Origin of the sequence: Parvibaculum sp. (assembly GCF_049651025.1) — a bacterium.
Classification (GTDB): Bacteria; Pseudomonadota; Alphaproteobacteria; order Parvibaculales; family Parvibaculaceae; genus Parvibaculum.
On the sequence record NZ_JBASBH010000037.1, the window covers coordinates 1 to 14,321 of the forward strand.

11 protein-coding genes and 1 tRNA gene are annotated in these 14,321 nt (G+C 60.0%); 4 read left to right on the top strand and 8 right to left on the bottom strand.

Translation table 11 applies throughout. The annotated features are described in order from the left end of the window. Nucleotides 1-140, top strand: a 140-nt coding sequence (locus tag WA943_RS04950) for a glucokinase (RefSeq protein ID WP_424468799.1), incomplete at its 5' end; no start/stop codon positions are given. 32 nt (nt 141-172) lie between these two features. Here the strand turns inward: WA943_RS04950 and WA943_RS04955 are convergent. Then, nucleotides 173-1,837, bottom strand: coding sequence for a DNA methyltransferase (locus WA943_RS04955; protein ID WP_424468740.1), 1,665 nt, complete (start codon nt 1,835-1,837; stop codon nt 173-175). 698 nt (nt 1,838-2,535) lie between these two features. Then, a complete protein-coding gene (gene ggt / locus WA943_RS04960) occupies nt 2,536-4,260 on the bottom strand; it encodes a gamma-glutamyltransferase (protein WP_424468741.1) in 1,725 nt (574 codons plus the stop codon). An 89-nt stretch (nt 4,261-4,349) separates the two neighbouring features. Here ggt and WA943_RS04965 point away from each other — a divergent pair, with 89 nt between their 5' ends. After that, a complete protein-coding gene (locus tag WA943_RS04965; RefSeq protein ID WP_424468742.1) occupies nt 4,350-5,390 on the top strand; it encodes a P1 family peptidase in 1,041 nt (346 codons plus the stop codon). A 107-nt stretch (nt 5,391-5,497) separates the two neighbouring features. Then, nucleotides 5,498-5,574 (top strand) — tRNA-Arg (locus tag WA943_RS04970). 88 nt (nt 5,575-5,662) lie between these two features. Here WA943_RS04970 and mnhG read toward each other — a convergent pair. From mnhG to WA943_RS05000, 6 genes are read right to left on the bottom strand one after another with little or no spacing between them, the layout of a single operon-like run. Then, a complete protein-coding gene (gene mnhG / locus WA943_RS04975; RefSeq protein WP_424468743.1) occupies nt 5,663-6,034 on the bottom strand; it encodes a monovalent cation/H(+) antiporter subunit G in 372 nt (123 codons plus the stop codon). Then, nucleotides 6,031-6,312, bottom strand: coding sequence for a K+/H+ antiporter subunit F (locus WA943_RS04980; protein WP_424468744.1), 282 nt, complete (start codon nt 6,310-6,312; stop codon nt 6,031-6,033). Before WA943_RS04980 ends, mnhG begins: the two co-directional genes overlap by 4 nt. After that, nucleotides 6,309-6,797 (bottom strand): Na+/H+ antiporter subunit E, encoded by a 489-nt coding sequence (locus WA943_RS04985; RefSeq protein WP_424468745.1) that lies wholly within the window; start codon nt 6,795-6,797, stop codon nt 6,309-6,311. Before WA943_RS04985 ends, WA943_RS04980 begins: the two co-directional genes overlap by 4 nt. Further along, a complete protein-coding gene (locus tag WA943_RS04990) occupies nt 6,794-8,440 on the bottom strand; it encodes a monovalent cation/H+ antiporter subunit D (protein WP_424468746.1) in 1,647 nt (548 codons plus the stop codon). Before WA943_RS04990 ends, WA943_RS04985 begins: the two co-directional genes overlap by 4 nt. After that, on the bottom strand, nt 8,437-8,781 hold the full coding sequence (locus WA943_RS04995) for a Na+/H+ antiporter subunit C (protein ID WP_424468747.1): 345 nt from the start codon (nt 8,779-8,781) through the stop codon (nt 8,437-8,439). Before WA943_RS04995 ends, WA943_RS04990 begins: the two co-directional genes overlap by 4 nt. Then, the gene (locus tag WA943_RS05000) at nt 8,781-11,705 is read right to left on the bottom strand and encodes a monovalent cation/H+ antiporter subunit A (protein WP_424468748.1); all 2,925 of its coding nucleotides are present in this window, start codon (nt 11,703-11,705) and stop codon (nt 8,781-8,783) included. The genes WA943_RS04995 and WA943_RS05000 overlap by 1 nt, the downstream gene beginning before the upstream one ends. A gap of 550 nt (nt 11,706-12,255) precedes the next feature. Between WA943_RS05000 and tkt the strand changes: the two genes are divergently transcribed. Next, nucleotides 12,256-14,313: a transketolase gene (gene tkt / locus WA943_RS05005; protein ID WP_424468800.1), complete on the top strand. Its 2,058-nt coding sequence runs from the start codon at nt 12,256-12,258 to the stop codon at nt 14,311-14,313. The last annotated feature ends 8 nt before the right edge of the window (nt 14,314-14,321 follow it).

A 14,321-nucleotide genomic window follows, 5' to 3' on the forward strand; every position in this document is an offset into this window, starting at 1 on the left:
ACCCCACCCTCTTCCGCCACCGCTTCGAAGCCAAAGGCAGATTCAAAACCTACCTCGCAACGATCCCCGTCAACGTCATCATGCGAGACGACCCAGCGCTGCTGGGGCTGGCGTGGGCGACGGTGGAAACCGCGCGATAGAGCATGCCGCCCAGTTTGTGGGCTCGAAGGGATTAAATGGCTAAAGATTGCTGGCCGGTTGAAATCCGAGACCCCAATTTGGTGGGGGTATGAAATTCGCGCTTATCTTCAAGAATGTTTTTGGCCGTCAAAAACTGCACACGATCGTATTTGATCCCTTGATAGGTATATTGGCCTGCCTTGGCGGCGGCCTCCCGCATGGCCTTACTGGGTTCTTGGAGAGACAAAAAACCGGCCATCTCTGTGTCCGGTTCGTGCGCTAGGACGCCGACTAAGTCGCGAACATCCGTAGGTCGCAGATTGCCGCCCTTTACGGATAATACCATCGCCTTTAGGCCAAGTGTCGTCTCGAAATACATCCGGCCATCAATTCCCTTGTCACCGGTCTTTTTCGTTGGAAATCCGCCAATACGTTCAACAATCCAATGTTCAAACTGGAAGGGGTCGCGCTTAAAAAGTTCTTGGGCCTGCTCGACGCCAACGGGGATTCCGCTGACATCGAAATGGACGTCCTCAACACGGCGGTATTCAGAGCCGGTCAAAATCTCGCGGACCAACTTGATCGATAGAATGGCAATATCGCAACCGATCCATTTGCGCTCGCTCCTTTCGGCGGCATAAATCGTTGTGCCGCAGCCACAGAATGGGTCGAACACAACGTCCCCCTTATTGCTAGACGCGCGGATGATGCGATCAAGCAGCGTAACGGGTTTTTGAGTCGGATAACCTAGACGTTCCTTGCCGTGTGCTGATACCGGCGCAATATCGTCGATCACATCCTGAATCTGGACGCCCTCCATATCATCCAGGTAACGGATAAAGCCCGGAACGCCGCCCTTCTTTGGCCAGTGGATGCGACCAATACTATCGAGATAGTCCAGCGCGGCAATTGTCGTCTTCGGCACAAGTTCGCCGCCCGGAAACTTACGTGAGGGCGCCCAATGTCGCCCTTTGGCGGTTGGATCAACGCCCCGCCACGCGGCCCCTGACTCGCCGTTGCGAATGCCGGCTCCAGTCAGATCGCCGATGCGATACATACGACCATCTTCGGCCTTATGCCGATAGAAAGCATCCGTATAGCCTTCATCGTATTTCTGAAAAACCTTGTTCCATACGTACTTTTCTGATGCCGTGTAGAATAGGACCACATCATGCACCGGCCCCCAACGCTTCGCGGAATTATGCGCGCTGGTGCGCTTCCAGATAATCTCATTCTGAAAATTCTTGTGACCGAATATGCCATCCATCATCACTTTGATGTAGTGACTCGCGGTAGGGTCGCAGTGCAGATAGATTGAACCCGTCGGTCGCAAGATGCTTTTCATGTGCAGAAGGCGCTGCACCATATAAATCAGATAAGCGAGCAAATGTGGTTGCGTTTGACGAAGTGCCGTAATCCATAATGTCCAGAATTGGACATAATAGTCCTCAACGCCCATCTTGCGCATGAGAACGGGCATTGCCTTCGCTAACTCTTCTTTCTCTGCATCCATCTCCCACGTGTCACAGAAGGCATCAGCCTGATCGGGCACTGGCTTGCCCGTCATGTTTTTGTAAATAAGGTTGTAGTTCTGTTTTGAATTAAACGGAGGATCAAGATAGATCAGGTCAACACAATGCTTTGGCATGTGCTGCATGATTGACAGATTGTCGCCGTAATAGAGGTGGTTTTCCGGCTTGTGCTTCGCGGGTTTCATGTGCCCACTATCGCCGCCAGAATTCCGCTGAAGTCGCATTTTCCTGCAGAGTCCACCATTCCCCTCCTCCGCGCTCAATCATACCAAGCTGAATTGCCGTGCCTCAGCTTGTTGGGCTTGTCCCCTCGCTGCAGTCTCCTTGCGGGTTTTGTCGCCGACATAATTCTCGTCGGCCTCTGCACTCCCGTTCAGAAGCTCGCTCTGGTCTGCGTCGTTTGTCATCGCGCTTCGGGCTTTGCGCATAATGCTCAAATCCTCTGAGCGACGAATCCTAAGATCACTGACAACTTGGTTGGCTCGCGTTGGCTCGTGCCAGCTTATCTCTTCATACTGAGTATCAGTACAGTGATTAAAGATTAGTTTCTTAACGGAATGTTTGTGTGGTGAAAAATAGTATCGACCGACAATTTCCAGGTGTTTAGCGGCCTGATCTCGGGTTTTGAATGGCCCGGAAGTCTCGGTAGTGTTCGTCGTCGCGCACGTGTTTTGATGAGAATAGTTTAGAGATTCCCAGCATTCCGAGATCAGCAGTCGAATTTATGGGGTGTGGATGGCCATTGAGACCTTCGCGGCTTCAGATAATACGCCCGGGGATGTTTCAAATCGATTGCGCGAAGCCGTGAGCGAGCGACAGCGATGATCTCCATATAGGTGGATCCTCAGTCACTGATATTGCTTCGTGTAACGTCAGGCACCCGCTACCTCACCCCCTCCACAACCTTCCCCTCGCGCCTCGGGTCCGCGCCGCCATCCAGCCCCTTCGCCGTGGCGCGGATGCCGTGCAAGCCGCTATTCATGGCTTGCAGCTTTATCTCATGACCGAGTTGCTTGAGTTGCGGCACGAGTTTTTCCAGCTCCGTGCCTTGCTCGATTTCAAGCGGCCCGTTGCGGTCGAGGAAGCGCGGTAGCGAGACGGCGGTTTGCATGTCCATGTTCCAGTCGAGCAGCGCGATCAGCGATTGCGTCACATAGCCGATGATGCGGCTGCCGCCGGGCGAGCCGATGGCGGCGAAGAAATCGCCCTGCTTGTCGAAGACGATGACGGGGTCCATCGCCGACATGGGGCGCTTTCCCGGCGCGACCGCATTGGCGACCGGCTTGCCGTCTTCCTCCGGCAGGAATGAAAAGTCCGTCAACTGATTATTCAGGATCATGCCGCCCGCCATGAGGTGGCTGCCGAATGGCGCTTCGACCGATGTCGTCATCGAGACGACGCCGCCATCCGCATCGACAATGGCGAAATGGCTGGTCGAGGGGTAGGCGAGCGAGACATTGCTGCCATAACCATCGGCGCGCTTGTCGCCGAGGTCGCCGGGCTTTGCGACTTTCATTGAAAGGCTCGGGTCGATGAGGTCCGCGCGCTTGCGCAAATAGGTCGCGTCGAGCAGCGCGTCGACCGGCACATGCACGAAATCGGGATCGCCGAGAAATTTTCCCCGGTCCGCATAGGCGAGCTTTTCGGCCTCCGCGATGAAATGCACGGCGACGAGCGACATGGGCTCGATCCGCCCCATATCGAAGTTTTCAAGAATGCCGAGGATTTGCAGCGTCGCGATCCCGCCCGATGTCGGCGGCGGCATGGTGCAGACGCGATAGTCCCGATATGGACGGCAAAGCGGGTCGCGGTGCTTGGCCTCATATCCCGCAAGATCGGCAAGCGAGAGCGTTCCGGGCATTGACGGCGCATGGGCGACCGCATCGACGATCTCCTGCGCGACCGGCCCCTTGTAGAAACCCTCAGGCCCTTCTTTCGCGATGGTTCGCAGCGTCTGCGCAAGCCGGGGATTTTTTAATATGGTTCCGGCTGCCACCGGCACCCGGTTCCCGCTCGCGTCCCTGGTGAAAAAATAGTCTTGCGTCACCGGCATCGTCGCCAGCGCCGGGTCGCGCGCGATCGCAGCGGCGAGCTTCGGCGAGACCTCAAACCCTCGCTCGGAAAGCTCAATCGCGCGCTCGAAAAGGCTCGCCCATTCGAGCTTGCCATGCTCCTTATGCGCGAGCGCCAGCAGCGCCACCGCCCCCGGCGCGCCGACCGAGCGACCGCTCAGGATGGCGGGGATAATGCCGAGCGGCTTTTTATCCTCATCCAGAAACATATCGGGCCGTGCGCCCGCCGGCGCCGTCTCGCGCCCGTCATAGGCGTCGAGCTTTTCGCTTCCCGGTTTGCGATAGAGCATGAAGGCCCCGCCCGCGAGACCCGAGGATTCCGGCTCCACCAGCGTCAGCACAGCCTGTACGGCGATGGCCGCATCGACGGCGCTGCCGCCTTTTTTCAGAATGTCCCCGCCCGCTTCGCTCGCATAGGGGTTTGCCGCGGCCACCATATAGGCGTCGTGCTCGCCCTGGCCGACGGTCAGCCACAGGGCGATGACGACAACAATCAGCGCCGCGCCTATAACGGGCAAAAATCGCTTGAGCGGCATGCCGCACTCCTCTTCACTCAGGCTCTGCTGAAGGGGTGCAGCCCGGTTTCCCCCGACGCCGTCTCCCGCGCAACTTCAGGGTACAGCTTATGAACATCGGCACCATCCGCAAGGGGCCTCTCAACCTCATTACCGATGTCGACGGCATAAGCGTCGGCAATGCGGAAGATGAGAAAGCCCTTTCAGGATCGACGGTTATCCTTCCCGACGCGCGCGCTGTCGCCGCCGTCGATGCGCGTGGCGGTGCGCCCGGCACGCGCGAAACCGATGCGCTCGATGCCGCCTGTCTCGTCGATTCCGTTGATGCCGTGGTGCTGTCGGGTGGCTCCGTCTACGGCCTCGACGCCGCCTCCGGCGCCACCGCCTGGCTCGGCGCGCGCGGCCGCGGCTATGGCCTTGCCAATTCCACAAAAGTCGCGCCGGTCGTGCCCGCCGCCATCCTTTTCGACCTCACAAATGGCGGGGACAAGGAGTGGGGCGAGAACCCGCCCTATAATGATCTGGGCCGCCGCGCCTGCGACAATGCGGGCCGTAGCTTTGCATTGGGCAATGCGGGCGCGGGCCTCGGCGCGCGGGCAGGGCAGCTCAAGGGCGGCCTCGGCTCCGCCTCCGCCGTCACCTCCGGCGGCTTCCAGATCGGCGCGCTCATCGCCGTAAATCCTTACGGTTCGGTACTTATGCCCGGCAGTTCGTCCTTCTGGGCGGCCCCTTATGAGCTTGACGGCGAGTTCGGCGGGCGCGGCTGGCCCTCCGATATGCGCGCCTTCTCAACCCTCGACCCGCTCACCGGCACCAAGGGCGAGGCGGCAGCGCAGGCGGGGAGCAACACCACCATCGGCTGCATCGCGGTCAATGCCGACCTCACGCCCGCCGAAGCGCACCGCGTCGCCATCATGGCCCAGGACGGGCTTGCCCGCGCGATCAGGCCCGTTCACGCACCCTTTGACGGGGACGTGCTTTTCGTTCTCGCCACGGGAACGCGGGCACTGGGAACCGAGCGTCGCCCGGCCCTCGTGCTGGAGTTGGGCAGTATCGCCGCAGACTGCGTCGCCCGGGCCGTCGCCCGTGGCGTTTACGAGGCGGAAACCCTAGGAGACGCCGTGAGTTACCGCTCCCGGCATGGCGGATGAGAGAAGGCATATTTGACCTCTCTCAGCCCTTGCCATAAGCGGCGCTTCCCTTTAAGAGTTGCCCGCCCTGAAGACGGCGGCCTCCAGCCGCCCTCACGCAGGCGCCCGCACCGGTAGCTCAGCTGGATAGAGCATCAGACTACGAATCTGAGGGTCGGAGGTTCGAATCCTTCCCGGTGCACCACCCATCCTTTGAAGTAGATAGATTTGACGGCGACGCCCGTCTGAACGCTGTTGCAGGTTCGGAAACCGGGCGCAACCGCTGGCCAAGCTCAGTGCGCGTTGTCCCTGTCGGGTGCAGCGTCCTGTTCCGCCTCTTGCGTGCCGTTTTCGGCGTGGTCTCGGAAGAGCGCGGCCCGTACCAGAAGCATCAGCGTGACGGGTGTGGTGATCGTGATGAATACGACGATCAGCAGCTCATGTACCGCGGGCCGGGTTTGCGTTGCCGAAAAGAAGATCATGGAAGCTATGACGATGCAGGCCATGCCAAGTGTCGTGCCCAAAGTCGGGGCATGAACCCGGTCGTAGAAGCTTTTGAGTCGGAGCAGTCCTATCGCGCCGACGAATGTAAACCCCGCCCCGAGCAGAATGAGGAGCGAGGTGAGGAGCGCCACCCAACCGGGCAGTTCGGCCGCGGAATTCATTCGATCACCTCGCCGCGCATCAGGAATTTGGCAAGGGCGGCAGTTCCGATGAAGCCCAGCACGGCAATGATCAGCGCCGCCTCGAAATAAACCGTATCGCCGGAGCGGATGCCGAATAGTAGCAGCAAGAGCATTCCGTTCAGATAGGCCGCATCAAGGCCGAGCACGCGGTCCTGCGCGCGCGGTCCCCGAAGCATCCTGAATGCCGCGCATATCAACGCGAGCGATACGAGAATCTGGCTGATAGTCAGGGACCAGTTCAACACCGCCATGGTCATTCAAATATCTCCCGCAAGCGCCGCTCGTAGCGGCTCTTGATGGTGTCGATCCATGAATTCTCGTCTACAAGATCAAGCACATGGATGGTGAGTATTCCCGTTGCGGAATTGAACCCGACCCAAAGCGTGCCGGGCGTGGCGGTGATGATGCATGCAAGCACCGCCAATCCATATGGATGCCGCAGCTCGAGCGGAATATTGACGAAGGCGGACGGGTGTTTGCGCAGTCGCGGGCTGAGGACTATTCGTGCGACCGCCAGGTTGGATCGCACGATGTCGATCAGCACCGAGAAAATGAGACGGATGATGGTCAGCGGATGCCGGATTTTGACCCTGTCCGGCTGCAGTGCCACCATGGCCCAGGAAAGGCACAGTGCGAGCGCGCCCCCGAGCAGAATATGACCGAGCGCCAATGTCTGGTTGAGCAAGAGCCACATCGCCAGAAGAGCGACGAACAAAAGCGGAAATGGCAACCAGCGCGTCATGAGCCGCTCCCGTCGATGGGGCGCTGTCCGGCGGAAGGCGTCAGCACACTGCGGATATAATCCGGCGATGCATAGATGGATTGCGCCGTCGCCTCCGTGTAACGCAAGACCGGTCCCGCCGCTATTGTGAGCCCCAGGCTGCCAAGCAGAAGAAATGCGACGGGCACAAATTCAATGATGCGTACACGAGGCTGCGTGCGCTCGAACGGTGTCCAGAATACGCGCATCCCCGCGCGGATCATGCCGATAAATGTCGTCAGGCCGGAGGCTATCAGCAAAATCAGGAACGCCCACGAGACGGCTGCTATAGCGGTGTCGGCCTCGAGTCCTGAAGGATTGAGAAGGGCTGAAAGCAATATAAATTTGGCGACAAAGCCCGACAGGGGGGGCAGCCCTGCGAGCAGAAGCGCGCAACCGAGGAAACTGACGCCGAGCACCGCAAGGATCGCTGGCACGGCGATCCCTTCCTCTGCATCCTCGGCCTCTTCCTCGCCGTCACCGCCATAGGCCTCAATGGTTACGGCGAGAACGTCGGCGCCCGCTTCGCGTCCGCGCTCGACGAGTTCGATCAGCAAGAAGAACGCCGCAATGGCAAGGGTTGAACTGAGCAGATAGAACAGAGCGCCGCTGATGACGCCAATGCCGCCGATGCCGATGGCTGTGAGTATCGTGCCGGACGACACCAGCACAGAAAATCCTGCGAGCCGTCGCAGATCCTGCGACGCGAGAACACCGATCGTACCAAATACGATCGTGGCCATTCCGCCGAACAGCAGCCATTCGCGGCCGAACTGCGCCGATGCGCCGCTTTCCGCGCCGAACAGAAGCAGCGAGAGCCGAAGCACGACATAGATGCCGACCTTGCTCATGATCGCGAACATGGCCGCCACCGGCGGCGCGGCTGCGCCATAGGTGGTCGGCAGCCAGAAACTCAGAGGCCACATGCCTGCCTTGGTCAGAAACGCAGTTCCCAGAACGGCGGCGCCGATCTCGAAGAGTGCCCTGTTCTCGGCAGGTATCAGCGGGATGCGAACGGCCAGATCGGCCATGTTGAGCGTGCCGGTTACGCCATAGATCAGGCTCACGCCGATGAGAAACAGTAGCGATGCGACGAGATTGACCGCGATATAGTGCAGCCCTGCCTTGACGCGTGCGAGGCCTGAGCCATGCAAGGCCAGGCCGTAGGAAGCGACCAGCAGAAGCTCGAAAAAGACGAACAGATTGAAAAGATCGCCGGTGAGAAACGCACCGTTGAGCCCCATGAGCAGAAACTGCAGCAGGGCATGAAAATACGGACCGGCCCGGTGCCAGCGGGCGAGCGCGAACACCGCGGCGGCTAGCGCCAGAACGCTGGTTAGTAACACCATGAGCGCGGAGAGGCGATCGACGACCAGCACGATCCCGAACGGGGCAGGCCAGTTGCCGATGCGATAGACGCCCACATGCGCGGCGGCCGCATCGCCCGTCGGGTGATCCGCCAGATACAGCAAGGTCGTCGCCACTGCGATCAGCGAGAGTATCGACGCCATGCCGATTGCGGCTTTCACCGCGCGCTGGCGTTCGTCGATGAGCATCATCGAGGCGCCGGCGACGAGCGGGATAATGATCGGCGCGACGATCAGATGGTTGATCCAGTCGATCACGTGTTTCGCCCTGTGCCGTCAACATGGTCGGTGCCGGTCAATCCGCGCGAAGCAAGAAGAACGACGAGGAAAAGCGCCGTCGTGGCAAAGCCGATCACGATAGCGGTGAGCACAAGCGCCTGCGGCAGCGGATCGGCATATTGCGCCGGATCGCCAGCCTCGCCGCTCGTCAGAATGGGTGGCATGCCGGTTTGCAGCCGTCCCATGGAGAAGATGAAAAGATTGATGGCATAGGACAGCAGCGTCAGGCCGATGATGACCTGAAAGGTGCGCGGACGAAGCACAAGCCAGATGCCCGAGCCCGCAAGCGCCCCAATCCCCAGTGACAGAATGATTTCCATCAGCCCTCCCTGGCGGCAGCAGGGCGCGCCCGCATCTGCGGCACCCTGTGCGTGCGGCCGCTCTGGTGGGCGAGCGCGATCAGAATGAGGGCCGTCGCTCCCACGACCAGCAGGAACACGCCGAGATCGAAGATCATGGCGCTTGCAAGCGGCACCATGCCTATGACGGGCAAATCGGGATGGGCCGTATGCGAGGTCAGGAACGGATAGGAAAACAGCCACGAGCCTGCCCCGGCGGCGGCCACCAGAAGAAGCCCTATCGCCATCCAGCGAACGGGCTGCACATATAGCCGCGTTTCCACCCAACGAACGCCACCGGCCATATATTGCAGGATAAGCCCCGCCGCCATTGTTATGCCCGCCACGAAGCCGCCGCCCGGAAGGTCGTGGCCCCGCATGAACAGATATATGGCCAGCATGGCGATGAATGGGAAAAGGAGCTGCATGATCACCGCAGGAACCGTCAGATAATCGGCAATGGTGTCGCCGATGCTGCGCTCGGCATCGGCATCGTCATTGGTGTTCTGCAAGCGTTGCTGCTCGGGGAGTTCGATGCTGTCGGGTGCCGGGCGGAAACGGCGCAACAGAGCAAAGACGGTCAGCGCGACGGTGCCGAGAACGGTGATTTCTCCGATGGTGTCGAAGCCGCGGAAATCGACAAGGATGACATTGACGACATTCTTGCCGCCGCCTTGCGTATAGGCGTTTTCCAGAAAATATGCGGCGATGCCGTCGGGGCTTCCGCGCGTCATCACCGAATAAACGATCGCCGACAAACCGGCGCCGCCGATGACGGCAATAGCGATGTCGCGAATGCGGCGGCCGACCACTGATGGTGAAGCGGGAGCCTCGAGGTCTATCTCCTCGATCCGCTTGGGCAGCCAGCGCAGGCCAAGCAGAATGAGCACCGTGGTGACGACTTCGACAAGCAACTGCGTCAAGGCAAGGTCAGGCGCCGACAGCCAGACGAAAGTGATGCATGTGACGAGACCGGCGCCACCGGCAAGGATCAACGCGGCCAGCCGGTGATATTTGGCCAGATAAGCGGCGGCAATGGCGCAGCCAATGCCGACCACCCAGAGTAGGGCAAAGGCCGGATTGACGATGGAGGGATCAACGTCGCCGGCCTTGAGCCCATGCGTCGCAAGCGGCCATGCAGCAGCAATGATCGCGGCGCAAACCAGAATCCTCAATTGTGGTTGCAGGCGGCGGGTGCCGAGAAAGGCTTCGAGTGATCGTGCCCAGCGCCATGAAACCGTGACCATCACGCGGTCGAATATCCGCTGGCCTTTGATATTGCGGAGTAACGGTGAACCGGCCTCGCTGGTTGTCAGATAGCTATGCAGGCTGAAATAGAGGGCGATGCCTCCCGCCAATGCGATCACGCTCATCAGCAGCGGAAATGTGAAGCCGTGCCAGACCGCAAGGCTGTAGGTCGGCATTCCGGCGCCGAGCACGGAACGCGCCGCCGTGTCCAGCAACGGTCCCGCCGTCATTGCCGGAACGATCCCGACGACGACGCAGGCAAGGACAAGGAGCGCGACCGGCAGGCGCATCCAGATGGGCGGCTCATGCGGCGCATGCGGCAGGTCCACCGGGTCGGGGCCGAAAAACACGTCGCGGATGAAGCGCAGCGAATAGGCGACGCTGAAAACGGCGGCGACGGTTGCGATATAGGGGAGCGCGTTGTCGACGAACGATCCGCTGTGGGTCTCGATGGTTTCCGCGAAGAACATTTCCTTGGAGAGGAATCCGTTGAGCAGCGGAACCCCCGCCATGGCGGCAGCGGCGACCATGGCAAGCGTTGCTGTGATGGGCATGAAGCTCCACAGCCCGCTCAGGCGGCGAATATCGCGCGTGCCTGTCTCATGGTCGATGATGCCTGCGGCCATGAACAGCGAGGCCTTGAACATGGCGTGGTTCATGATGTGAAAAATAGCCGCGATCAGAGCGAGCGGACTGTCGAGTCCGATCAGCAATGTAATCAGGCCGAGATGGCTGATCGTCGAATAGGCCAATACGCCTTTGAGGTCTTGCTGGAAAATCGCGAGATAGGCGCCGAGTACGAATGTGATCAGGCCCGCGGTGCCGACGAGGAAGAGCCAATCATCCGTCCCGCCCAATGCGGGCCAGAGGCGCACGAGAAGAAATACGCCGGCTTTCACCAGCGTGGCGGAATGCAGGTAGGCCGAGACGGGTGTCGGCGCCGCCATGGCGTTCGGCAACCAGAAATGAAACGGAAACTGCGCACTCTTGGTCAGCGCGCCAAGCAGGACGAGGATCAGTACCGGTCGATATAGGAAGTGCGCCCTGATCAGATCGCCAGCCGCGAGCACCCGATCCAGATCGTAGCTGCCGACAATGTGACCGATGATGAGAACACCGGCGAACATGCAGAGCCCGCCCGTGCCCGTAACGATCAGGGCCATGCGCGCGCCGTCGCGTGCGCTGGCATTGTGGTGCCAATATCCGATCAGGAGAAAAGAGACGAGGGTGGTCAATTCCCAGAAGAACACGAGCTGGATCAGATTGCCCGCGAGTACGATCCCGAGCATTGCGCCCATGAAGGCCAGCAAGAACGAGTAAAAGCGCGCAGCCGGATCGGAAGGCGACATGTAGTAGCGCGCATAAAGCACCACCAGCAGCCCGATTCCGGTTATCAGCAAGGACATCAGCCAGGCAAAACCGTCCATGCGCAAGACGAAGCTCAGCCCGAATTGCGGTATCCAGGCGATCTCATGGCGAATGATGTCGCCATTATCGACCGCCGGATAAAGCGAAATAACGAGGGCAAAACCGGTGAGCGCGATCAGGGCGCATAGCCCCGCCTCAACGTTGCGGGCATTGGTGGGAACCAGCGCGGCGGCAAGACTGCCGGCAAAAGGAAGCACGAGCAGGGCGATGAGGGCAGCTTGATGCGACATCCCCGGAAATGTTTCCTTTTTTAACGATGGCAGGCTGATCGACCCGTCGGGTGGTCCGGGTGGAATGTTAGTTCAGGGGTTGCCATAGCGCCAGTCCGCGCGTGCTTTCTGACCGCGATCGCCAAAGGTGTTTTCCGCGACGAGCTCATGCAAAACCCCGCGTGAGAAGGGGCTGGCGGCAGGGCGGCTTTTATCATGACGCCGAGGGAACCAAATATCCCCGCCCTCGTTTCTGTTGAGAGTTCTGCACAGCCAAGCTGGAAGTTAAGCCGGCTGCCCTCGCGACAACTGACCACTCCGATTGGCTCATTAGCCCTCGATAGCGCTGCTGTCGTGGGAATTCTTGTCGCTGATGTTCGACTGAAAGCCGATTTTCCGGCTTCGGGAACGGCGAGGAAGAGCGATGACGGATCAAAAGCGCGCTTGGGATGCTCGCATTTCCAAGGGGGCGGAGGGTGAGAAGGTCATATCGCCACTGGAAACTTTTCCGGGGAAGTCGAGCCCTTCAAAAGAAGATTTTCCAGAGAGAAATTCAGATGGCCCGGCGTCCATCGATCAACTCTGCATAAATACCATTCGAACATTGTCCATCGACGCCGTTCAGGCGGCCAATTCGGGCCACCCGGGTACGCCCATGGCGATGGCGCCCGTTGCCTATACGCTCTGGCAAAATTTTCTGCGTTTTGATCCCGAAGATCCGCTCTGGCTGAACCGCGACCGCTTTGTGCTGTCTGCGGGCCATGCCTCGATGCTGCTCTATTCGCTGCTGCATCTGACGAGGGTGAAAGCGGTAAGCGCCGACCATGAGCGGCGGGACGAACTTTCCGTCACGCTCGACGATATCAAGAGGTTCCGTCAGCTTGATAGCAAATGCACGGGTCACCCTGAATATCGCCTGACGCCCGGCGTCGAGACGACGACAGGTCCGCTCGGGCAGGGCTGTGCGACGAGCGTCGGCATGGCCGTGGCGGCCAAGTGGATCGGGCATCGCTTCAACCGGCCTGACTTCCCGATATTCGATTACAACGTCTACGTGCTCTGCAGCGATGGCGACATGATGGAAGGTGTGGCCAGCGAAGCGGCCTCACTGGCCGGGCATCTCATGCTCGGCAACCTGTGCTGGATCTACGACAATAATCGCGTGACGATTGAAGGCCATACCGATCTTGCCTTCAGCGAAGATGTCGCGGCGCGTTTTCTGGCCTATGGCTGGAACGTGGAGCATGTGGGCGACGCAAACGACCTGGAAAGGCTCGCGCAGGCCTTCGAGCGTTTCGGGCGCACCAGCGCCGTGCCGACATTGATCGTCGTGGATAGCCACATCGGTTACGGCTCCCCCCACAAGCACGACACGAGCGCAGCGCATGGAGAGCCTCTTGGTGCGGAAGAAGTTCGCCTTACCAAGCGCAACTATGGCTGGCCCGAGGATTCAAGCTTTCTTGTGCCAGACGGCGTGCCGGAGCATTTTCAGGCCGGTATCGGAGAGCATGGGCGGACTCTTCGAAACGCCTGGTTGAAGCAACTCAGTGCCTATCGCGAAAAATATCCAGAGCTGGCCATCGAGCTTGAGCTTATGCAAAAGCGCGAACTTCCAGACGGCTGGGATGCGGCGCTGCCGAGTTTTCCTGCCGATGCGAAAGGGCTTCCGAGCCGCACTGCATCCGGCGATGTGTTGAACGCCATAGCGCCGCATTTTCCCTGGCTTATCGGCGGCGCCGCCGATCTCGGCTCATCAACCAAGACCACACTCACTTTCGAGAAGGCTGGGGATTTCGAGGCGGAGACATATGGCGGCCGCAATTTCCATTTCGGAATTCGCGAACACGCCATGGCCGCGATTGCCAACGGGCTCGCGCTGTCCAATATCCGCGCCTTCGTCTCGACCTATCTCATCTTCAGTGACTATCTGAAGCCCGCATTGCGGTTGAGTGCGGTGATGGAATTGCCCGTCATCTACATTTTCTCGCATGACTCCATCGGCGTCGGCGAAGACGGGCCGACGCACCAGCCGATTGAGCAGCTCATCGCGCTGCGCGCCATTCCCGGCATGATCACGCTGCGGCCCGCCGACGCCAATGAAGTGACAGAAGCATGGCGCGTTATTGCCGCGCTGAAGGATCGGCCGGTCAGCCTCATTCTGAGCCGTCAGCCTATCCCCACCTTCGACCGCGCCCGCTATGCCTCGGCCTCGGGCCTTGCGCGTGGCGCCTACGTGCTGGCTGATGCGGCAGATGGCAGGCCCGATGTCTTGCTCATCGGCACAGGCAGCGAAGTCGCCCTATGCATCGAAGCATATGAGGCGCTCAGGAAAGAAGGCGTGGCCGCGCGCGTCGTCAGCATGCCGTCGTGGGAACTCTTCGAGCAACAGGATCAGGCCTATCGCGACGATGTCTTGCCGCCGCATGTGCGCGCTCGCGTCTCGGTCGAAGCGGGTTCCGTGCTTGGTTGGGACCGCTATGTCGGTATGAACGGTGCCCGGATCGGTATGCACACATTCGGCTCGTCGGCGCCCCTCAAGGATCTTCTCCCCAGGTTTGGCTTCACATTTCAAAAAGTTCTGGCGGCGGCGAAGCAACAACTTTCGAAAGCCGCAACAAAGGCGACGTGACCGGGTGA